The sequence below is a fragment of the Microcella sp. genome, from assembly GCF_019739195.1.
In the GTDB taxonomy this organism is placed as follows: Bacteria; Actinomycetota; Actinomycetes; order Actinomycetales; family Microbacteriaceae; genus Microcella.
On sequence record NZ_JAHHDS010000003.1, the window covers coordinates 1,148,769 to 1,170,557 of the forward strand.

The window sequence follows — 21,789 nt, forward strand, 5'->3', positions numbered from 1 at the left end:
ACGACCGCACTTCGCCCAGTCGGCGAAGCGAGTTCAGGTCACGCCACGGTATTGGCCTTGAATCGTGTTCACAACGGGAGGAGTTCGCTCTGCGAACGACACCCCCCGAATGCGGGACCCCTGCGCGAGGGGTGTCGAGAAGGCCTGGTGCGCAGCATCAGCGTGAACGCATGCGCGTGACACACTGAGCCCGTGAGCAATCGTTCGATCCGCGTTGAGGCACTCATCGACGCGGACCTGGAGAGGGTGTGGAAGCTCACGCAAGACCCCGAGCTACATGCGCGGTGGGATGCCCGCTTCAGCCGCATCGTGCCCACCGAGCAGGGCGGCGACGGCCTGTGGCGGTTCACGTACGAGCGCCGCCTGCTGGTGCGCACGATTCGAGGCACGGGCATCTCGCTCGGCTCGCGCGAGGGCTCAGACGGCGCCCGCACCTCGGCCCTGCGATTCACGACGACCGATAGGCTCTCGCCCCTGCGCGATGGCCGCGGCTACTGGCGCTACGAGCCCGTCGACGGCGGGGTGCGGTTCATCACCGGCTACGACTACGAACCAGGCTGGGGCGCCCTGCTCGACAGGTTCGTCGTGCGGCGACTCGTGGCGTGGATGACCGCCGCGAGCTTCGCGCGCCTGCGCCGGTGGGCCGAGGCCGATGAGCCGCCCGAGCGCTGGCCGCTGTGGAAGATGGCGCTGCCGGGGGCGCGCGACCGACCGCGAGCATCCGACTGCCTCTGGAGCATCGGGAGGCCGACCGCGATGGCCGACGCCCCCGCCTCGCTCGCGACCCTGGACGCACCGTGACGTCGACCGGCACCGCGCGCAGCATGTTCGCCACCGCCATGGGTGGCGACTTCGACCGCCTGCATCCGATGCTGCAGCGCCGCTTCGGCGTGAGCCTCGCAGGCGGCTACGCGTGCGTCGGGCGCGGCGTCATGACGCGCATCAGGCGCGGGCCGTGGTGGACGGTTCCGTTCATGCACATCGGGCGCATCCGCAACATCCTGGCCCCCTACCCCGGCGATGAGGTGCCGTTCACGGTCGAGAACTACCCGTACGTCGACCCGTTCGGGCGCGAGACGGTGACCTTCGTGCGCACCTTCGCCTACCCCGACCGACCCGGCAAGCCCGGGCGATTCGACGCAACGATGATCCTCGGTCAGAACGGGCGCGTCGTCGACTACCTCGGAACCCACCAGCACCTCGCGGTCGACCTCGAGCTGACCGCAGAGCCCGACGGCTCGCTGCGCTTGCGATCAGATGCTCAGCGCTTCTACGCCGGGCCCCTCGCGTTCCGCTTTCCGATGCTGTTCTCGGGCCGCGCCGACCTGCACGAGTCGTTCGACGACGACACCGGCGAGTTCGTCATCCGGCTCGAGGTACGCAACCGCGCTTTCGGCTTCCTCTTCGGGTACGAGGGTCGCTTCACGTGCCAGTTCCCGCCCGTGGGCGATGCTCCGCCCGCGCATGTGCTGCCGGTGCGGCACGAGCGCCGCGAATAGCCGTCGCTACGACGCTCGAGTGCGCTCGCCCTCATCGACGGCGTGTGCTCCGAACGCTCGACGGTAATCGCGTGGCGTGGTGTGCAGCGTGCGCAGGAAGTGGTGTCGCAGCACTGACGCCGTGCCGAAGCCGCAGAGCCGCGCGATCTCGTCGACCGAGTGCTGACTCTGCTCGAGCAGGTGCTGCGCGCGCAGGGTGCGCTGCCGGTTGAGCCACGCCGCGGGGCTCGTGCCGAGTTCTGAGCGAAAACGGCGCGAGAAGGTTCTGCTCGACATGTGGGCCTGACGGGCGAGTTGGTCTACCGTGAGCTCGTCGTCGAGATGATCGAGCATCCATTCGGTCAGTCGGCTGAACGGAGACTCGTCTGCGTGGCGAGGAGGCGGGGCGATGTACTGGCTCTGTCCGCCATCGCGCTGCGGCGGCACGACCATGCGGCGAGCGATGACTGTTGCCGCCGCGGCACCGAGCTCGCGCCGCACGAGGTGCAGGCAGGCATCAATGCCGGCAGCCGTGCCCGCCCCTGTGATGACCCGTCGGTCTTCGACGAAGAGCACATCAGCATCGACCGTGGTGCGAGGGTATGCGCGTTGCATCTCATCGGCGTACATCCAGTGCGTGGCGCTGCGTCGGCCATCGAGAATGCCCGACTCTCCGAGTACGAACGAGCCGCTGCAGACGCTCAGCACCCACGCACCGCGAGCTTCTGCCGCTCTGATGACCTTGAGATACCGCTCGTCGACGGGCCCGATGCTGCGTGCGGAGACCGCGATGAGGTCGGCGTGCGCCGCGACTGAGAGATCGTTCTCGACAACGATGTCGAAGCCCATGCTCGTCGGCACGGGGCCCGGTTCGGCGGTGGCGACGCAGAAGTCGAAGGCCGGGCCACCCATGGCCGTGCGATCGAGTCCGAACACCTCGCACAGAACGCCGAACTCGAATGGCGCTACCCCGGGAATCGCCAAAGCGACCACGGACGTGAGCATGGCGACACCACCTCCCGCACCAGGATGGCATGAAATCACTGAACTGTGTCATTTCTGCCACTCGTGGCTCAGTCTTGGCGACCATAGATTTTCAGCCATGACCTCGCTGATCCTTCTCCTCACTCTCGCGGTGGGAGCGATCGCGGGCACGGTGAGCGCCGTGCATCGCGACGGGTACCGCCGTGCACCTGACCGTCGACCGTTGCGGGAGTACGAGCGCGACGAGCCGTACGCAGCCTGGAGCGATCGCGCATAGAGCGTGCGGGGCGCGATACACGCTCGTCGCGCGCCGCACACGGCGACGGCCCTGCCGCCCCATCCAGGGGAGCGGCAGGGCCGTCGTTCTTCGTTACGGCTAAAGCGCCGCGATGACCTCACGCATGAGCGCTGCCGTCTCGCTCGGCGTCTTGCCGACCTTGACTCCGGCGGCCTCGAGGGCCTCCTTCTTCGCTTGGGCGGTGCCCGCCGAGCCACTGACGATCGCGCCAGCGTGACCCATGGTCTTGCCCTCAGGAGCCGTGAAGCCAGCGACGTATCCGACTACAGGCTTCGTGACGTTGGACTTGATGAAGTCGGCCGCGCGCTCTTCGGCGTCGCCGCCGATCTCGCCGATCATGACGATCGCCTTCGTCTCCGGATCGGCCTCAAAGGCCGCGAGAGCATCGATGTGCGTCGTGCCGATGATGGGGTCGCCGCCAATGCCGATCGCGGTCGAGAAGCCCAGATCGCGCAGCTCGTACATCATCTGGTAGGTCAGCGTGCCCGACTTCGACACGAGGCCGATGGGGCCCTTGCCCGTGATGTTGGCGGGCGTGATGCCGACCAACGCCTCGCCCGGCGTGATGATGCCGGGGCAGTTCGGGCCGATGATGCGCGTGGCGTTGCCCTTCGCCTGAGCGTGCGCCCAGATCTCGGCGGTGTCGAGCACGGGGATGCCCTCGGTGATGATGACGAGCAGCGGGATGCCCGCGTCGATCGCCTCGAACGCGGCGTCTTTCGAGAACGCCGGCGGCACAAAGGCGATCGAGACGTCGGCGCCCGTGGCCGACATGGCCTCGGCGACGGTGGCGAAGACGGGAAGCTCGACGGTCGAGCCATCGGCCGCGGTGTGGGTCACGGTCGTGCCGGCCTTGCGGGCGTTGACACCGCCGACGACCTGCGTGCCAGCCTTGAGCATGAGGGCGGTGTGCTTCGTGCCCTCACCGCCCGTGATGCCCTGCACGATGACTTTCGAATCCTTGTTGAGGAAGATCGACATTGTTCGCGTATCCCTTACTTCGCAGCCAGTTCAGCAGCCTTGTCGGCGCCCTCGTCCATGGAGCTCGCGAGCGTCACGAGCGGGTGGTTGGCGGCCGCGAGAATGCGGCGGCCCTCTTCGACGTTGTTGCCGTCGAGCCTCACGACGAGCGGCTTGGTCGCCGTGTCGCCGAGCATCTCGAGCGCCGCAACGATGCCGTTGGCCACCGCGTCGCACGCCGTGATGCCGCCGAAGACGTTGACGAACACGCTCTTGACCTGCGGGTCGCCGAGAATGACGTCGAGGCCCGCGGCCATGACCTCGGCCGAGGCTCCACCGCCGATGTCGAGGAAGTTCGCCGGCTTGACGCCGCCGTGAGCCTCACCCGCGTAGGCGACGACGTCGAGCGTCGACATGACGAGCCCGGCGCCGTTGCCGATGACGCCGACCTCGCCGTCGAGCTTCACGTAGTTGAGATCGTGCTGCTTGGCCTTCGCCTCGAGCGGGTCAGCAGCATCCTTGTCTTCCAGAGCCTCGTGACCCGGCTGACGGAATGCGGCGTTCTCATCGATGCTGACCTTGCCGTCGAGCGCCACGATGTCGCCGGCGCCCGTGAGCACGAGCGGGTTGACCTCGACGAGCGTCGCGTCTTCTTTCACGTACACGTCGTAGAGCGTCACGAAGACGGGGGCGACCTTGTCGACGAGCTCGGCCGGAAACTTCGCGGCGACCGCGATCTCGCGGGCTTTCTCGAGCGTGATGCCGACACCGGGGTCGACCGCGATGCGCGCGAGCGCCTCGGGGCGCTCTTCGGCGAGCTGTTCGATCTCCATGCCGCCCTCGAAGCTGCACAGCGCCAGGTAGTTGCGATTGGCGCGATCGAGCAGCACCGAGAAGTAGTACTCCTCCTTGATGTCGGCTCCCTGCGCGACCATGACGCGCTTGACGACGTGGCCCTTGATGTCGAGGCCGAGAATGTCGCGGGCTGCTGCCTCGGCGTCATCCGCGGTCTTGGCGACCTTCACGCCGCCGGCCTTGCCGCGGCCGCCCACCTTGACCTGCGCCTTGACGACGGTCACGCCGCCGATCGACTCGGCTGCCGCCCTCGCCTCTTCAGGGGTGTCGGCGATGATGCCCTGCAGCACGGGAACACCGTGCTTCTCGAAGAGGTCTCGGGCCTGATACTCGAAAAGATCCACGCTGTTCGTCCCATCCGCGTGCGAAAAAAGGGCTGATGCGATCGATCTCTCGATGTCGAGAGAAATCGCAGGCTCTACTCTACCGCCGCCCAGCAAAGGCCTCGACCGGCGACCAAGTCGACCCCGCCCTCAACCGGCGTCGTCGCGCCGCACGATCAGCACGGTCACATCGTCGGCGGAGAAACCGCGAGCGCGGGCGCGGATCGCCTCGATGATCTCCCACGGATCCCGCGAGAGCATCGCCAGCGCCACGAGGTTGTCGAGCGAGGCGAGCGTGCCGTCATAGAGGTCGAGCACACCGTCGCTCACGACGATGAGGGTGTCGCCCGGGTCGAGATCGACCGTCTGCTGCGTCCACTCTGTCTCGGGGTCGACGCCCAGGGGCGGCGCGGTCGACGTGAGCCGCTGCGATGAGCCGTCGGCGCGCGACACGATCGAGAGGCCGTGGCCGGCATCCACGTAGGTCAGCGTGCCCGAATCCATGTCGAGGCGCGCGTGAAAAGCCGTGACGAAAACGCCGGCGTTGTCGAGATCGATCGAGAGCGCCGCCGAGGCCGCGTCGACCGCGCCGACCACATCGGCGAACCGGGCAGCCGACCTCAGCACTGCGCGCACCGTCGCGGCGATGATCGACGCCGCGATGCCCTTGCCCATGGCATCGGCGAGCGTGAAAGCCGCCCCTTCGCCCACCGGGTACCAGTCATAGAAGTCGCCCCCGACGGCTCGCGCGGGAATGCAGACACCCGCGATCTGCCACCCCGGCATGCTCAGCAGCTTCTGCGGCAGCAGGCCCTGCTGCACTTCGGATGCTCGGCTGAGCTCTTGGCTCACCGTCAGCTCTTGCTGCACCCACGCAGCGAGGTCGCGCAGCATCTCAGTCTCGCGCGCCGAGAAGTGGCGCGGCTGCGAGTCGTAGACGCAGAACGCGCCGATGCGCTCGCCGCCGGGCGCGTAGAGCGGAAAGCCCGCGTAGAACCTCAGAGTGTCAGGATTCGCCTTGGCAGCGAAGCGCTCATCAGCAAGGAGGTCGGGCACCACGAGCGCCTCGTCAGACTGCACAGTGATCGTGCACATCGACTCGCTGCGGGCAATCTCCTCTGAGCCGAGACCCGTCAGCGACTTGGACCACTGACGGTCATGATCGATCATGTTCACGGCCGCCGACTCGACCCCGAACAGTTGCGCGGCGAGGCGCGTCACACGATCGAAGCGCTCTTCGGGAGGCGTGTCGAGAATGCCCATGTCGTCGAGAGCGCGTTGACGAGCCATCTCGTCGATGACTCCGGCGATCGAGATCGACGGCATCGAACGCCGAGCACGCGGGCTCGATGCGCGTCGAGCCCGCACGACCGTCCAGTGATTCGACCCCTCCACGCGGTGGTGCTCGACACTGTCGCTGAGCATCTGCATAAGAGGAAGCCCTCGCCCGCGCTCGGCCATCGACTCGGGCATGGCGCGATCGTCGAGATTCACCCGCTCGACAGAGCCGCTGTCGGTCACGGTGGCCTCGATGCGGTCCTCGAACACCACGATCGAGAGCGAGAAGGCGATGTCGCCGCCCCCGTTAGCGTGCTCGATGACGTTCGCCGCCAGCTCGACGATGGCCAGCTCGGCCGCCATGCGGTCAGCGTCGTCGAGCCCGGGTGTTTGCGCCCAGATCGTCGCGAGCAGATCTTGCACGGTGTCGACCGAGTCAGGAGGGCTGCTGAGCCGCACTGTGCGAGAGACGAGTTCAGTCATGCGGGAAGGCGGCATCGACCGAGTCGAAGCTCGCGAGCACCGAGCCCATGTTCGTGAGCTCGAGCACGAGCTGAGCCTGCTCGGCAGGTCTCACAAGCCGCAGGTCTCCGCCTGAGGCCCGCACGGCCTTGAGGCTCGCGATGAGCGCGCCGAGACCCGACGAGTCGAGGAAGACGACGCGGGACATGTCGACCGCGACGTTCGGGTGGTGGTCGTCGACGGCGCCCTGGATGGCCTCGCGCAGTCGCGCGGCCGTGACCATGTTGAGGCGGCCAGCGACACCCACCTCCGCTACCCCGAACGGGTGGTGCACCACTGTGATGTCCATCGCGACTCCCCTTGTCGGCTGATGCCCCCATTATCCCTGGCGCGGGCCGCGCAGCGCGGCGGCATGTGCGGCGCGCGGAGCGTCGTGCGCCGCAGGAGCGGCGGCGCACCAATGGGCTCAGAGCTTTTCGATCGGGTTCGACGCGAACGAGCGTCGAACAGATAAACGGGCTCGAACGGCTACAGCCGTTCGATCGGGTTCAATGCGGAGGTGCATTGAACAGATAGGCAGTCGAAAAGCTACAGCTTTTCGATCGGACTGATCTTGACGAGCAGGCGCTTGCGCCCGGCCGTGTCGAACTGCACTTCGGCGATGCTCTTGGGCCCGACGCCCGTGACGGCGCTCACACTGCCGTCGCCGAAGTCGACGTGGCGGATGCGGTCGCCGACCGCGAGCGTGAGGTCGCCGTTGTCGCGCACGGTCGCCGTGACGCGGTTCGCCCACTCGGTCTTGGGCTTGCCCGCCGGCAGCGAGGTTCCGTAGCTGAACCGGTCACGACCCGCACCGATGCTGCGGGTGGTTGAGCGCGTGCCCATGCCGGGCGAGTCGCGCCAGTCGATGAGCTCGGTCGGAATCTCTTGCAGGTATCGGCTCGGGCTCGAGACGGTCGTGTCGCCGAAGGTCGACCGCGTCATCGCCAGGCTCAGGTGCAGCTTCTTGCGCGCGCGCGTGATGCCCACGTAGAAGAGCCGCCGCTCTTCGGCGGGGCCACCCGGCTCAGCAGCGCTCATCTGGTGCGGCAGCAGGTTCTCTTCGACCCCGGTGATGAAGACAGCGTCGTACTCGAGCCCCTTCGCGGTGTGCAGCGTCATGAGCGAGACCGTGCCGCTCGAGTCGTCGAGGTCGTCGGCCGCGGCGACGAGCGCCACCTCGGTGAGAAAGTCGATCAGTCGACCCTCGGGGTTGTTCTTCTGAAACTCGCGAGTGACTGCCACGAGCTCTTCGACGTTCTCGGCGCGCGCCTCGTCTTGCGGGTCGCGGCTGCCGCGCAAGAGCTCGAGATACTTCGTGCGCTCGATGATCGTCGTGAGGGCATCCGGCACCGGCATCGTCTCGATCTTCTCTGAGACCTCGTCGAGCAGGCCTGCGAGATCGAGAATCGCGCCCGTCACCTTGGGCCCGAGGCCCAGGGCGGCGGCGTCGCGCAGCGCGTCGTGCATCGTGCCGCCGAGCTCGTCGGCATGGTTGGCGAGCGCCGTCTCGGTCGCGGGCCCGATGCCGCGCTTCGGGGTGTTCAGGATGCGCCGCATCGCGAGGCCGTCGGCCGGGTTCGCGACGGCGATGAGATACGCCATCATGTCTTTGATCTCGGCCCGCTCGTAGAACTTCGTGCCGCCGAGCACTCGGTACGGAATGGCAGAGCGGATGAAGATCTCTTCGAGCGCTCGCGTCTGAGCGTTGGTTCGGTAGAACACCGCGATCTGGCTGTAGGGGGTTCCGGCCTCGTGCAGGGTCTGAATCTCATCGGCGACGAACTGAGCTTCATCGTGCTGGCTGTACCCGGTGAAGCCGACGATCTTGTCGCCCGCGCCGACGGCGGTGAAGAGGTTCTTCGCGATGCGGTCGAAGTTGTTCGCGATGACCGCGTTGGCGGCATCGAGAATCGTCTGCGTCGAGCGGTAATTCTGCTCGAGCAGCACGACCTCGGCGCCACTGAAGTCGCGTTCGAACTCGACGATGTTGCGAATGTCGGCACCCCGGAAGGCGTAGATCGACTGGTCGGAATCGCCCACGACCGTGAGGCTGGCCGCGGATATGCCGCCGTCGGGTTCCAGCTCGACGCGCGTATCGGCCGGTACGTGCTGCGGCTCGACCGGGCGGGTGAGCTCGCGGATGAGCGCGTACTGCGCGTGGTTCGTGTCTTGGTACTCGTCGATGAGAATGTGACGGAACCTGCGCTGGTAGAGCGCCGCGACTTTCGGGAACGCCCGGAAGAGGTAGACCGTCTGCGCGATGAGGTCATCGAAGTCGAACGCGTTCGCCCGGCGCAGCTCGGCGCTGTAGCGGCGGAACAGCTCGAGGAACATGACCTCGGTCGGGTCGTTCGGGTTGAGCTGGCGGCTGTAGCCCTCGGCATCGATGAGCTCGTTCTTGAGCCGCGAGATCTTGCCCGCGACCCCGCTCACCGTGAAGCCCAAGGTGTCGGCCTGCATGTCTTTCACGAGGCGCTTGATGAGCGCGCGCGAGTCGGCCGAGTCGTAGATCGTGAAGGCCGCGCCGAACCCGAACTGCTCGGCCTCGCGGCGCAGAATGCGCACGCAGGCCGAGTGGAACGTCGAGATCCACATGCCCTGGGCTGCTTCGCGGCCGACGAGCAGTTCGACGCGTTCGCGCATCTCGGCCGCCGCCTTGTTGGTGAAGGTGATGGCGAGAATCTGGCTCGGCCAGAGCTCGCGATCGCGAATGAGCCGAGCGACGCGCCGCGTCAGCACGGCGGTCTTGCCCGACCCCGCGCCCGCGACGATGAGCAGCGCCTTCGAGCGGCTGAGCACGGCCGTGCGCTGCTGCGGGTTCAGCCCGTCGAGCAGCGGATCAGCATCGGCGAGAGAGGCGCTGGCAGGGGTGCTCATGACCGCCCCAGTCTAGGTCTGGCCGCCGACGGGCTTGCTGCGAGCATCCGTCGCCGCGGGCACTCAGAGCGCGGCGCGGGCCTCGAGCGCGAGGTCGGGCTGATCGGCGAAGACGCCGTCGAGCCCCGTGCGCATGACGGCCTGGAAGAACGTCATCCAGTCGCCGGGCGCGGCCGCGCTCGCGCCGATGCGGCAGGGGGCGGGCAGGAAGCGGTTCTCGGCGCGGAGGGTCCAGGTGTACGTCGCGAGCCCCGCGGCGCGCGCACGATCGACGAGGTCGGATGCTGCGATGCCGTTGCCGACGGGCGTCCAGGGCGAGCCGGGCTGGCCTGCGCCCCGCGGCTCGGCCTTCACGAGTAGCGCCGTGTCGACGCTCACCCCGTCGATGCCTGCGGCGGCGATGCGCCCCAACCCGGCGTCGGTGAGTTGGCCGGCATAGGAGATCGCCGCCGCTCCGTGGCGCGCGACGAGGTCGGCCGCGCTGCCCGACTTCTCGAGCAGGTAGACGTACTCGGCGGGCAGGCCGCGGGCCCGTAGCTGCCCGAGCACGGTCTGTTCGAATGCCTCGACGACGAGCTGGCCCCGCTGGCCCCAGCCGCGCAGCTCGGCCTCGACGAGCTCATCGAGTGGCAGGCCGCGCCCGGCGAAGTAGGTGGCGTGCTTCACCTCGACGACGAGGCGCACCGGTCGACCCGTGCCCGGGGCGGGCGGTGCCTCGTCGATGAGCCGCTGCAGGTCGCGCAGGCGCAGCAGGCCGAAGCGCCCGTCGAACCGCGCCGACGCCGGACGCACCTGCGGCAGCCGCTCTCGAGCCCGCAGCGTGCTCAGCTCGGCCCAGGTGAAGTCTTCGGTGAACCAGCCCGTGATGCGCTCACCGTCGATCTCGCGCGTCGTGCGCCGGTCGGCGAACTCGGTGTGATCGGCGACATCGGTCGTGCCCGAGATCTCGTTCTCGTGCCGCAGCACAAGCTCGCCGTCGCGCGTCGCGACCACATCGGGCTCGATCGCCTCGGCCCCCAGCGCGAGCGCGAGCCGATACGCCGACTCGGTGTGCTCGGGGCGATAGCCGCTGGCGCCGCGGTGGGCGATGACGAGCGGGCGCGCATCCGGATGCGCTGACGACGCGGCAGCGGGCTCACTCACGGCGACCACGCTACGCGATACCGTCAGAGCATGAGCGCCCCCGCAGACGAGGCCCGCACGGATGAGTTCGAACCGCGGTTCGAGCCCATGCCGTACGCGGGCCTGCCGCACGAGGCGCCGCCGGTGGCGCGCCCGCGGCCGAAGCTCAATACGCTCGCCGTCGCCTCCCTCATCCTCGCCGTCATGCTCAGCCCGCTCGCCGCGCTGTTCGGGCACATCGCCGCGGCGCAGATCGGTCGATCGCGCGGCACCGAGCGCGGAGCCGTCATCGCGTGGATCGCGGTCGGGCTGGGCTACGTCTGGCTCGTCGGAGCGATCGTCATCGGCGTGGTCGTCTGGCGCGTGCTGAACGGATGACCGCACTTGCCTGGGTCGAACCTGCAGCTCGGCTGCCGCTGCGGTGGGGCACCTACCGGGGGCGGGTGAACGGCGGGCTCGTGCTCATTGCGGGCGGGCTCGTGCACCTGCAGGCTGCCCGCACCGAAGACCTGATACCGCTCATCATCGGGTCGACCGCGCATGTCATCGGCTGGCTGATCATGCCGGCGACGGCATGGAGGCGGCTCGTGCCCCTGCTGCCGAGCACGCTCGTCGTGTGGCTTTTGCTGACGGGGCCGCAGTCGGTCTGGACTCTCACCGTTCCGTTCATCTTCTGGCTCATCGTGCGTCACCGACCGGCGCGCAGCTACCTGGCGCTCGGCCCCGTGCTGCTCAACGGCGTCGCCGCCGTCGGGCTGTTCGGCGAGTACGACGGCATGCTGCTCTCGCTGGCGATCTCGGGGATTGTGCTCGTCGGCTCTGCGTGGTGGGCGTGGGCATTGGCACGGCCGGCACGACGCATCCCTGTCGCGGCATCGACATAGGGTCTGCAGAGCATTTTCGGGGCGAGATTCTCTAGACTTCTCGCCATGGCCACTTCCAACCCCGCATTCTCGAACTCCCCTGCCTTCACGCAGAGCGCCACCAAGGCGATTCAGTGGACCCAGGAGCCCTCGGCGCAGCAGCTCGACGAGCTGTACGCCCGCTCGTCGGCGACGCCCGAGCAGATGGACCGCATGACGTACGAGAACACGATCGTCAAGACCGTGATCGCGTTCGTGGTGCTGCTGGCTGGCGCTGCCGTGGGCTGGATCATTCCCGCACTGACGATCCCGGCCGCGATTATCGGCTTCGTGCTCGCGCTCGTCAACATCTTCAAGAAGCAGCCGTCGCCGCCCCTCGTTCTCGCCTACGCCGCGGTGCAGGGTGTCTTCGTGGGCGGCATTTCGATGCTGTACAACACCATGTGGGACGGCATCGTGGTGCAGGCCGTGCTCGGCACGTTCGCGGTCGTCGGCATCACGCTCGCGCTCTTCGCGAGCGGCAAGATCCGAGCCACGAAGCGCGCGACGAAGATCTTCATGGTGGCGATCATCGGCTACGCGGCCTTCTCGCTCATCAACTTCGGCCTCATGATCTTCGGCGTGACCGAGAGCATGTTCGGTCTGCGCGACACGATCTTCCTCGGCATGCCGCTGGGCTTCTGGCTCGGAATTCTCGTGATCCTGCTCGCGGCGTACTCGCTCGTGCTCGACTTCGAGTCGATCAAGACCGGGGTTCAGCGCGGCGCGCCGGCCGTCTGGGGCTGGCAGGCCGCCTTCGGCATCATGGTCACGGTCATCTGGCTGTACCTCGAGATCCTTCGCCTGCTCGCCATTCTGCGCGGCGAGTAGTCGACAGCTCGCATCGAGCATCCGATTCAGGATGGGGCCGCCCTTCGGGGCGGCCCTTTCTCGTTGGTGCGGGTCGTGTTGCGTGGTCGCTACCTAGTGCCACGACTGCTCCACCGGCCCAGACTCAATGCGACCGTTACCCTCCACACGCTCACCGATCAGGCCGCCCCCGCCGCCGCTCAAGGTGCGAGATGTGCCGCTAAGGCTGTGTGCCGCTCGCGGCATGTGCCGCGGGAGGCACACTGCGTCCGCGGCAGGTCGGCTGCCGGGGGCTTAGGTGACCCGAGCGCCGAGACGGCAACCGGTTGCTCAGTAGAGGCGTTCAGGTTGCTCGGCGCTCAAGAGATCGCGGCCGAGACGGCCGCTGGAATAGCAACGCTGCGAGGCCCGAAAGGGCCTCGCAAAGCGCGTTGCTATTCCCATTCAATCGTTCCGGGGGGCTTCGACGTGACGTCCAGCACGACCCGGTTCACACCGTCGACCTCATTCGTGATGCGGTTCGAGATGCGGGCGAGCACGTCGGAGGGCACACGGGTCCAATCGGCCGTCATCGCGTCTTCTGACGACACGGGCCGCAGCACGATCGGGTGGCCATAGGTGCGCCCATCGCCTTGCACTCCCACTGAGCGCACGTCGGCGAGCAGCACGACCGGGCACTGCCAGATCTCGGTGTCGAGCCCGGCTGCGGTGAGCTCGGCGCGCACGATCGCGTCGGCCTCGCGCAACAGGTCGAGGCGCTCCTGCGTCACCTCGCCGATGATGCGGATGCCCAGCCCGGGGCCGGGGAACGGCTGCCGTGCCACGATCGGCTCGGGCAGCCCCAGCTCGCGGCCGATAGCGCGCACCTCGTCTTTGAAGAGCGTGCGCAACGGCTCGACGAGCTCGAACTCGAGGTCGTCGGGCAGCCCGCCGACGTTGTGGTGGCTCTTGATGTTGGCCGTGCCGGTACCGCCGCCCGACTCGACAACGTCGGGGTACAGCGTGCCCTGCACGAGATACTTCACCGCCTCGCCCTCGCCCTGCGCCTCGAGCACGAGCGCCTCGGCCGCGTTCTCGAAGGTGCGGATGAACTCGCGGCCGATAATCTTGCGCTTTGTCTCGGGGTCGGTGACACCCGTGAGCGCGTCAAGAAACTGCTCGCGAGCATCCACGGTCACGAGACGGATGCCCGTCGCGGCTACGTAGTCTTCCTCGACCTGGCGACGCTCGTCGGCGCGCAGCAGACCATGATCGACGAAGACGCAGACGAGCTGATCGCCGACCGCTTCGTGCACGAGGGCAGCCGCCACGGCGCTGTCGACACCGCCCGAGAGCCCGCAGATGACGCGCGCGTCACCGACCTGCGCGCGGATGCGCTCGACCTGCTCGGCAATGACGCTGCCGCTGTTCCAGTCGGCGGCGATCCCCGCCGCATGGTGCAAGAAGTTCTCGAGCACGCGCTGGCCAAACTCTGAGTGCTTGACCTCGGGGTGCCACTGCACGCCATAGAGCCGGCGCTCGTCACTCGCGAAAGCCGCGACCGGGGTGTCGTCAGTGCTCGCCAGCACCGCGAAGCCCTCGGGCGCCTTCGCGACCGAGTCGCCGTGGCTCATCCACGTGGTCTGGCTCTCGGGCTGGCCAGCGAGCAAAGCACCGCCGTCGCCGTGAACGGTCATCGTGGTCGCGCCGTACTCGCGGCGGCCGGTCTTCGCGACCTCGCCACCGAGCTGCTGCGCCATGACCTGAAAGCCGTAGCAGATGCCCATGACGGGCACTCCCAGCTGCAGGATGCCGGGGTCGAGACTCGGAGAACCCGGTTCGTAGACGCTCGAAGGGCCGCCGCTCAACACGATGCCGGCGGGGTTGAGCGCTGCGACCTCAGCCGCCGTGATGGTGTGGGGCACGATCTCGCTGTAGACGTTGGCCTCGCGCACGCGACGCGCGATCAACTGGGCGTACTGCGCGCCGAAGTCGACGACGAGCACGGGGCGCTGGTCGGTATCGCTCATGCGGTGGCCTCCGAGCTCACGTGCCGGGCTTCGATCGCGGCGACGATCTGCGCGACCTCACGGGGAACCTGCCGTTCGAAGTAGAACGACAAGAACGGCACGATGCCCCCCATGGCGATCCACAGGAAGCGCAAGAACGCCCACGGCACCGACCCGAGGTAGACGACGCGCCACAGCACGAAGTTGCACGCGAGGTAGAGCACGTAGAGCCAGCCGTGCACCGTGAGCAGGAAGATCGACACGTTGAAGCCCGTGAGCGTATCGATCGGGGTCAGAGCGAGGAATCCGCTCTCGCCGCCCAGCTCAATGTCTCGACCGAACCCGTACCGCGTCACCATCATGACAACGAGGCCGAGCAGAAAGATGCCGGTGACGATCGACGAGACCTTGAAGATCGAGACGGTGCGCGTGATGAGGGGAATATCCCGGGGCTGAGGGCCGATCGCCATGACCTCAGTCTATGGGCGCGGGCTGAGGGCTCGGCTCGGGTGACGACCCTGCCGCGGCGAGCCCGAGCTTCTCCTGCTCATCCTTCACGAGACGCCACCACAGGTAGACCGCGAAGCCTCCGAAGATGACCCACTCGATCGCGTAGAAGAGGTTGAGCAGGTTGAGCGACACGTCGGCCGTCGGTGGAGGGGCGGCGATCGCCTCGAGACCCGGCGGCGGCGTCTCGAGCACGAGGTACCCGGAGTACACGGTGTCGACGTCGCTCCAGAGGTTGATCAGCTCAGCAACAGCGATCGTCGAGCGCTCACCCGCTTCGAAGTCGCTCACTTGCGGCGACTCGCTCGGAACGTACCGGCCGGTCAGATCCTGCGCACCGCTCGGCAGGTTCGGGATGCTCGCCCCGGGCTCCACGAATCCCGCAGCCACGGCGAGACTCGCGCCGTTCTCGGTCACGAGGTGCCGCAGCACCCAGTCACCCGGCTCGCCCTCCGCACCGGAGTCTGCCCCGCCAGCATCGCCGGCTCCGCTCAGGCGCCCGGTCACGACGACCTCGTCGCCGTCGACCCAGGTGCCCGACACCGTGACGACGCGGCCACTGGCCTCGGTCGTCATGACCGTCTGCGGCTCGGCGATCGAGTTGAGCGGCACGGGAGTCTCGGTGTCGCGCTCGTCGACGATGGCCGTCTCGAGCGAGCGCTCGAGCTGCCACTGGCCGAGTGCGGCAAACGCGGCCGCGACGCCGAAGGCGAGCGCGAGCGCGGCGATCCAGCGCGGCCGCCGGGCGATCTGCCAGAAGCCCGGCGCAGCGGTCGACGTCATGGCGGTTTCTCCTGGCGAGGGTGTCGGGGCAAGCGCCGCGCGACGCTCTCAGTCTACAAAGCACGAGCGGGGCCCCTCCTGAGAGGGACCCCGCTCGCTACGTCGCTCGCGCTAGTCGACGCTGCAGAGCACGAGGTTCTCGACGTCGAGGCTCAGCACGGAAGGACCGCCGAGCACGTAGATCGTCGAGATGCCTTGACTCACGATCGTCGCCAGCACATCGGGCAGCATGCAGTCCGCCGGCGAGATGTAGAGCGGAGCGCCCTGATTCGCCGCGGCCGTTCCGCCGCCGAGTGCGTCAGCGAAGATCAGCCCTGTCGCGAGGTAGGCGACCGACTCGGTCGTGAAGATCGCGTCATTGATCTCTACCGCTGTGGCGTAGCGATCGACCCCGGAGAGGCGGTTGACCGTGACCGATGAGAGTGCCTCGAGCTGATCTTCGATGCTCTGGGTGACCACCCCGATTCCGCCGGCGATGTAGACGGTCTCGGTGCCGAGACCATTCAGCACCGACAGGGTCGCGGCGTCGACCGCGGCCTGATTGCCGGGTACGAGCACCACCGGGCCGTTGAGCTCTGCCGCCGCGGGTCCTGCGGCGAGCGCGTCGGGGAACTCGAGTCCGGTCGCCACGAACGCGTTGAGCGCCGAGGTGAAGAACTCCTCAGCGATCGCCCTCGAGGTCGCGTAGCGATCGATGCCGGCGACGCGCTGCACCGTCGGGGTGAACGTGAGCGCTTCGATGGCATTCTCGACCGCGGTAGAGACCACGCCCGTGCCACCGACGATGACGACGGTCGACGGGCTCAGCCGCTCGAGCTCGGCGCTCACGACGGCAGGCAGTGCGTTGGCCGGCACGAGCAGCAGCGGCGCATTGACGCTCGCCGCGGCGGGCGCGGCGCTGAGTGCGTCAGCGAACTGCTCACCGGTCGCGATGAAGACCGTGTCGGGCTCACCGTCGGCGAAGACCGACGCTGACACCTCGACGGCGGTGGCGTAGCGGTCTGCACCGAAGAGACGCTCAGTCGTCGGCGCCGGCAGCGTCTCGAGGTCAAAGCCGAACGGGGTCGTGACGCACCCGACGGTAATCGACTCGATGGTCGCCGAACCGGTCACTCCCGAACCCAGGCTGTAGCCGTACTCGGTGATCTTCGCCTCAGGGTTGGCGATCAACCACTCGTCGAGAGTGCCGAACCCGGGGTAGCCGAAGCCGCCCGGCATGCCGAACGCGTTCGATCCCGTCACCCAGAAACCGGCGTCTGCCCAGTCACCGTTGACCTCGGTGGTCCAATCGCCGCCGCCGTACACCCATGGCTCGCCGACGAGGTAGGCGTCGCGGGTTCCGTTGCCGTCGGCATCGAAGCCCAACTGCAGGCTCGGGCGCACACCGGTGAAGCCGTCAGCGATGTCAAGCTCGACGCTGCCGACCTCGCTTAGCGCGATGTCGATCGGCACGTAGCCGGCCGCCTTGCGCTGGTCAGGACTTCCCGCATCGCCGAACGTGCTGACGATCAGTCCGTCGTCGGTGAAAACGTTCGTGCCCTGTGTGCGGGTCTGCGAGAAGTCCCAGCCTCCGAGCGCGAGGTTGGTCACCTCGGTGCCGAGCGTCGGCACGCACGCCTCGATCACGGGCTGGAAGAACGTGTAGCGCGTGTCGTCCCAGACGATGCTCTCGACGACGGCCAGGCTGTCAGCCTGAACGCCGTAACCGCCGAGTGCGACGCCGCCACCGGCTGCCGAGGCAGCGGCAAACAGTGCGTCGATGAGCTCACCGAGTGAGTCCTCCTCTTGCGCGACGTAGTCACCGAAGGGCCGCGTGGTCGCCCACGTGTCGGCCTGCGAGAACGAGTTGCTGCCTGCGCTCAGGCTGGTCGACCGGAGGGTCGTGAAGCTCGGCGCGAGCGGGTTGCCGAAGAAGACCGGAACCTGGTACGTGACCGTTCCGCTGACGACCTCAACGCTTGCACGCTCGATGAGTGTGCGCAGGTCGTCGCGAGTGATCGTGACCGCAGCAGGGTCGCTGAGATCTGTGCCCTTGATCACCGTCGACGGACCTCCGATGCCGAGGTGCAGACCATCCGCGAAAACGGTCGAGCGGTCGCTCGTCTGGCCCTCGTGCCATTCGGTGTAGGTCTCTGACGTCTCGTTCGGCTTCACGTCGCGCTCGAAGACGGTGACCTCGTTCAGCGGGTCGATCGCGGGAACACTGTCAGCCGTGATCTCGAGCGCGAGCCCGAAGAAGCTGGCCCAGCCTGTGTCGATGGTCAGGCCCGGGGTGCGGCCGAGGTAGGTGGAATCCCAGAACATCTCGTCGTAGGTCTCGACCGCGCCGACAGACGGAGCCGCGTTGACGAGGCTCACATTGAGCGAGTTGTAGGGGCCGTTCACGCCCAACGGAGCGGCACCGTACGACTGCGTGTTGTAGGCGATCGAGACGATCACGTCGTTGCTGACCAGCTCGTTGAGCCCGTCAAAGGTGACCGACGTGTTGAAGCCGTTGTAGCAGGTCTCCGTGACGTCGCTGTACCAGCGGTTGTCACCGCACTCTTCGGCGTTCGCCGACGGACGGAACGGAATGGTCTTGTCTTCGGTGACCGTCGTGATGAGGTCGCCCACGGCAGGGGTCGCCCCTGAGTTGTCGACCTCGTAGAGCGAGAGCGTGATGGGGTGATCAAAGCTTGAACCTGGCGTGGTCACGCAGGGATTTGCTCCCGACTCCCAGTTCTCGCAGGACCAGTTGGTGAGGCCGACCGTCACCTCGGTGATGATGCGGTTGCCACCGCCCAGCTGGATGTAGTCGCCGAACGCGCTCGTGCTCGTGGCCTGGAAGCCCAGGCTCGAGTAGGCGGGCGGCATCGGGTCGGGAATCGAGTCGTAAACGACGGCGGGCGCTGCTGCTGCGGGGCTGGCTGCGATGACAGCCAAGCCGGTGGCGGCGAGCGACAGAGCAGCGATGCTGCTGAGCGCGCGCACGCCGAAGGGGCGTGTTCGGGTCACGGGTGTCTTCTCCAAGGGGGCTGACAGCCGCGGGTTCGGGTTGGCTGTCGTCGGGTAGGTATCGTTCACTCAGGAGAGAAAGCGAAACGTCGTCGCTCCTGAACTTCCGTCAGGCTAAGCGACAACACCGACATTCACAACAATTCCTCGCGAAGTCACCCTGTGAAGGCGTTCAGGGGCGCGTCGAGGCGACGACATCGGGCGCCTCGAGCCGCACGCGGTCGGCGCTCACGTCATCGGGCTGCTCCTGGCTCGCAATCTCAGCGGCCACGCGGCGCAGATAGTGGTCGATCTCCCACTGCGTGCGCTCAGCATCCCACCCCAATTCGGCGGCCATCAGCTCGGCGACCACCGGCGCGGCCGCGACGCCGCGATCCCATGCCTCGATCGAGATACGGGTGCGGCGTGCGAGCACGTCTTCGATGTGCAGTGCGCCCTCGTGTGTCGCCGCGTAGACGACCTCAGCACCGATGTAGTCGTCAGCGCCCGGCAGCGGTTCCTGCAGCTCGGGTCGCGCCATGATGAGCTCGAGCAGCTCGTCAGTCATGACGCCGTAGCGGTTGAGCAGGTGCTCAATGCGCACAGTGTGCACGCCGAAGGCGCGGGCGATCTTGCGGCGCTTGTTCCACGCAGCCTGGTAGCCTTCGGCGCCGAGCAGCGAGATGTGCTCGGTCACGCACGGCGCGATCGTGCCGTCGAGCGCCGCCGTGGCCTCGTCGATCGCATCTTTCGCCATGATGCGGTAGGTCGTCCACTTGCCGCCTGCCACGACGACGAGGCCCGGAACGGTGTGCGCGACAATGTGCTCGCGGCTGAGCTTCGAAGTCTCGTCCGACTCACCTGAGAGCAGCGGACGCAGCCCCGCGAACACGCCTTCGACGTCTTCGCGCGTGAGCTTGACGCGCAGCACCTCGTTGACCGTCGAGAGAACGTAGTCGATGTCGGCGGCGGTGGCGGCCGGGTGCGCTTTGTCAAGGTTCCAGTCGGTGTCGGTCGTGCCGATGAGCCAGTGGCGTCCCCACGGAATCACGAACAGCACGCTCTTCTCGGTGCGCAGCAGAAGGCCGACGGTCGACTGGAAGCGATCGCGCGGCACGACGAGGTGAATGCCCTTGGATGCCCGCACCTTGAATTGACCGCGCTCGCCGACCATCGCCTGCGTGTCGTCGGTCCAGACGCCCGTGGCGTTGACCACCTGACGAGCCTTGACCTCGAAGTGCTCGCCGGTTTCGAGGTCGTGCGCCTTCACGCCGACGACGCGCTCGCCGACCTTGATGAAGCCTTCGACCCGCACCCGACTCGCCACGTGGGCACCATAGAAAGAGGCCGTGCGCGCGAGCGTCGACACGTAGCGCGCATCGTCGACCTGAGCGTCGTAGTACGTGAGGCCGCCCGTGAACGCGTCGTCGGCGAGGCTCGGCGCCGCCTTGAGCACCTGGCGCTTCGAGAGGTGACGGTGGTGCGGCACCCCCGGCGGGCGCCCGCCGGTGTAGCTGAACACGTCGTAGAGGGCCATGCCCGCACCGATGTAGGCCCGCTCGATGATCGGCTTCGTCAGCGGGTACAAGAACTTGACCGGCTTGACGAGGTGCGGGGCGAGCCGCTGCAGCAGCAGCCCGCGCTCGATGAGCGCCTCGCGCACGAGCCTGAAGTCGAGCTGCTCGAGGTACCGGATTCCTCCGTGCACGAGCTTCGACGACCGGCTCGAGGTGCCGCTGCCCCAGTCGCGCTGCTCGAGCATGCCCGTGCTGAGGCCCCGGGTCACGGCGTCGAGCGCAGCCCCCGTGCCGACGATGCCGCCGCCGACCACGAGCACGTCGAGCTCTTTGGCCTTCAGCCGTTCGATGGCCGCCGAGCGCTCTTCGGGGCCGAGCTTCGATGAACGGGTGACCGTGCGAGCCATGAATCCTCCTGAGGGTGGGGGCAACCGGGGCGCTAGCGACCCGCCGTATAGGGGGCGACGACCACATCGACCCGCTGAAACTCTTTGAGATCTGAGTAGCCGGTCGTCGCCATCGATCGTCGCAGAGCGCCCATGAGATTCGCCTGGCCGTCGGCCGTCGCGCTCGGCCCGAACAGCAGCTGCTGAAGCGGTGCGAACTGGCCGACGTGCACGCGGCGGCCGCGCGGAAGCTCGGGGTGATGCGCCTCGGGCCCCCAGTGCCACCCGCCGCCCGGAGCATCCGTCGCCCGCGCAAGCGCGGTACCCAGCATGACGGCGTCCGCGCCCATGGCGACCGCCTTGACGATGTCGCCGCTCGTGCCGAGGCCGCCGTCGGCGATGACGTGCACATAGCGCCCTCCCGACTCGTCGAGGTAGTCACGACGTGCGGCGGCGACGTCGCTGACCGCGGTCGCCATCGGGGCGTGGATGCCCAGGCTGAGCCGCGTCGTCGACGCAGCCCCGCCGCCGAACCCGACGAGCACCCCGGCCGCACCCGTGCGCATGAGGTGCAGGGCAGCCGTGTAGGTCGCGGCGCCGCCCACCATGACGGGCACGTCGAGCTCGTAGATGAACTTCTTCAAGTTGAGGGGCTCGACCGTGTTGCTGACGTGCTCGGCACTCACCGTCGTGCCGCGGATCACGAACAGGTCGACCCCCGCGTCGATCACGGCCTGGTGGTGCTCTTGCGTGCGCTGCGGGCTGAGTGCCGCGGCGACGGGCACGCCCGCAGCACGAATCTCTGAGAGTCGGGTGGCGATGAGCTCGGGCTTGATCGGCTCTGCGTAGATGCGCTGCATCTCGGCCGTTGCGCCGTCGTCGGCGAGTTCGCGAATGCGCTCGAGCTTCGCCTCGGCATCGTCGTAGCGGGTCCAGAGGCCTTCGAGGTCGAGCACGCCGAGGCCGCCGAGTCGCCCGATCTCGATCGCGGTCTGCGGGCTCACCACCGAGTCCATCGGCGCTGCGATCACCGGAATCTCGAAGGTGAGCGCGTCGATGCTCCAGTGGAGCGACACGACTTCGGGGTCGCGGGTGCGCCGACTCGGCACCACCGCAATGTCGTCGAACGAGTACGCCCTGCGCCCGCGTTTGGCCCGCCCGATCTCGATCTCCATCACTCGCCCACTCTATCGGCGGGCAGGGTTGTAGCGTGGCGAACGGCGGCACTCGATCGCCGCTGACAG

General features: G+C 67.7%; 19 protein-coding genes. 6 read left to right on the forward strand and 13 right to left on the reverse strand.

Annotation, left to right across the window (positions count from 1 at the left end):
* Positions 1–192 precede the first annotated feature (192 nt).
* Positions 193–801, forward strand: a complete 609-nt coding sequence (locus tag KL788_RS07345) for an SRPBCC family protein (RefSeq protein WP_293169916.1) — start codon at positions 193–195, stop codon at positions 799–801.
* A complete protein-coding gene (locus tag KL788_RS07350; RefSeq protein WP_293169917.1) occupies positions 798–1,499 on the forward strand; it encodes a DUF4166 domain-containing protein in 702 nt (233 codons plus the stop codon). The genes KL788_RS07345 and KL788_RS07350 overlap by 4 nt, the downstream gene beginning before the upstream one ends.
* Before the next feature lie 6 nt (positions 1,500–1,505).
* Here the strand turns inward: KL788_RS07350 and KL788_RS07355 are convergent, their stop codons facing one another.
* Positions 1,506–2,483: a GlxA family transcriptional regulator gene (locus KL788_RS07355; RefSeq protein ID WP_293169919.1), complete on the reverse strand. Its 978-nt coding sequence runs from the start codon at positions 2,481–2,483 to the stop codon at positions 1,506–1,508.
* A 97-nt stretch (positions 2,484–2,580) separates the two neighbouring features.
* On the opposite strand from KL788_RS07355, the gene KL788_RS07360 reads away from it, so the two are divergent.
* The gene (locus tag KL788_RS07360) at positions 2,581–2,739 is read left to right on the forward strand and encodes a hypothetical protein (protein ID WP_293169921.1); all 159 of its coding nucleotides are present in this window, start codon (positions 2,581–2,583) and stop codon (positions 2,737–2,739) included.
* Between the two features lie 99 nt (positions 2,740–2,838).
* Here KL788_RS07360 and sucD read toward each other — a convergent pair whose 3' ends face one another.
* The 6 genes from sucD to KL788_RS07390 all read right to left on the reverse strand — a co-directional run bounded on the left by sucD (position 2,839) and on the right by KL788_RS07390 (position 10,700).
* A complete protein-coding gene (sucD, locus tag KL788_RS07365; RefSeq protein WP_293169923.1) occupies positions 2,839–3,741 on the reverse strand; it encodes a succinate--CoA ligase subunit alpha in 903 nt (300 codons plus the stop codon).
* A gap of 14 nt (positions 3,742–3,755) precedes the next feature.
* Positions 3,756–4,919 carry an ADP-forming succinate--CoA ligase subunit beta gene (gene sucC / locus KL788_RS07370; RefSeq protein WP_293169925.1) on the reverse strand — a complete coding sequence of 388 codons (1,164 nt, stop codon included), beginning with the start codon at positions 4,917–4,919 and terminating at the stop codon, positions 3,756–3,758.
* 129 nt (positions 4,920–5,048) lie between these two features.
* Positions 5,049–6,659, reverse strand: coding sequence for a SpoIIE family protein phosphatase (locus KL788_RS07375; RefSeq protein WP_293169927.1), 1,611 nt, complete (start codon positions 6,657–6,659; stop codon positions 5,049–5,051).
* A complete protein-coding gene (locus KL788_RS07380) occupies positions 6,652–6,987 on the reverse strand; it encodes an STAS domain-containing protein (RefSeq protein ID WP_293169929.1) in 336 nt (111 codons plus the stop codon). Before KL788_RS07380 ends, KL788_RS07375 begins: the two co-directional genes overlap by 8 nt.
* Positions 6,988–7,226: 239 nt before the next feature.
* Positions 7,227–9,557, reverse strand: coding sequence for an ATP-dependent helicase (locus KL788_RS07385; protein WP_293169931.1), 2,331 nt, complete (start codon positions 9,555–9,557; stop codon positions 7,227–7,229).
* A 63-nt stretch (positions 9,558–9,620) separates the two neighbouring features.
* Complete coding sequence (locus KL788_RS07390) at positions 9,621–10,700, reverse strand: glycerophosphodiester phosphodiesterase family protein (protein ID WP_293169933.1); 1,080 nt, start codon at positions 10,698–10,700, stop codon at positions 9,621–9,623.
* Positions 10,701–10,730: 30 nt separating this feature from the next.
* On the opposite strand from KL788_RS07390, the gene KL788_RS07395 reads away from it, so the two are divergent.
* From KL788_RS07395 to KL788_RS07405, 3 genes are read left to right on the forward strand one after another with little or no spacing between them, the layout of a single operon-like run.
* Positions 10,731–11,057 carry a DUF4190 domain-containing protein gene (locus tag KL788_RS07395; RefSeq protein WP_293169935.1) on the forward strand — a complete coding sequence of 109 codons (327 nt, stop codon included), beginning with the start codon at positions 10,731–10,733 and terminating at the stop codon, positions 11,055–11,057.
* Positions 11,054–11,563 carry a hypothetical protein gene (locus tag KL788_RS07400; protein WP_293169937.1) on the forward strand — a complete coding sequence of 170 codons (510 nt, stop codon included), beginning with the start codon at positions 11,054–11,056 and terminating at the stop codon, positions 11,561–11,563. The genes KL788_RS07395 and KL788_RS07400 overlap by 4 nt, the downstream gene beginning before the upstream one ends.
* Positions 11,564–11,608: 45 nt before the next feature.
* On the forward strand, positions 11,609–12,412 hold the full coding sequence (locus tag KL788_RS07405) for a Bax inhibitor-1/YccA family protein (RefSeq protein ID WP_293169939.1): 804 nt from the start codon (positions 11,609–11,611) through the stop codon (positions 12,410–12,412).
* 413 nt (positions 12,413–12,825) lie between these two features.
* Here the strand turns inward: KL788_RS07405 and guaA are convergent, their stop codons facing one another.
* The 6 genes from guaA to KL788_RS07435 all read right to left on the reverse strand — a co-directional run bounded on the left by guaA (position 12,826) and on the right by KL788_RS07435 (position 21,720).
* Positions 12,826–14,400 (reverse strand): glutamine-hydrolyzing GMP synthase, encoded by a 1,575-nt coding sequence (gene guaA, locus KL788_RS07410; RefSeq protein ID WP_293169941.1) that lies wholly within the window; start codon positions 14,398–14,400, stop codon positions 12,826–12,828.
* Positions 14,397–14,849 (reverse strand): DUF3817 domain-containing protein, encoded by a 453-nt coding sequence (locus KL788_RS07415; RefSeq protein ID WP_293169943.1) that lies wholly within the window; start codon positions 14,847–14,849, stop codon positions 14,397–14,399. The genes guaA and KL788_RS07415 overlap by 4 nt, the downstream gene beginning before the upstream one ends.
* Positions 14,850–14,853: 4 nt before the next feature.
* Positions 14,854–15,669, reverse strand: a complete 816-nt coding sequence (locus tag KL788_RS07420) for an SURF1 family protein (RefSeq protein ID WP_293169945.1) — start codon at positions 15,667–15,669, stop codon at positions 14,854–14,856.
* 111 nt (positions 15,670–15,780) lie between these two features.
* Positions 15,781–18,663: a cell wall-binding repeat-containing protein gene (locus KL788_RS07425; RefSeq protein ID WP_293169947.1), complete on the reverse strand. Its 2,883-nt coding sequence runs from the start codon at positions 18,661–18,663 to the stop codon at positions 15,781–15,783.
* Positions 18,664–18,835: 172 nt separating this feature from the next.
* On the reverse strand, positions 18,836–20,566 hold the full coding sequence (locus tag KL788_RS07430) for a glycerol-3-phosphate dehydrogenase/oxidase (protein WP_293169949.1): 1,731 nt from the start codon (positions 20,564–20,566) through the stop codon (positions 18,836–18,838).
* Between the two features lie 32 nt (positions 20,567–20,598).
* Positions 20,599–21,720 carry a GuaB3 family IMP dehydrogenase-related protein gene (locus tag KL788_RS07435; protein ID WP_293173234.1) on the reverse strand — a complete coding sequence of 374 codons (1,122 nt, stop codon included), beginning with the start codon at positions 21,718–21,720 and terminating at the stop codon, positions 20,599–20,601.
* Between the last annotated feature and the right edge of the window lie 69 nt (positions 21,721–21,789).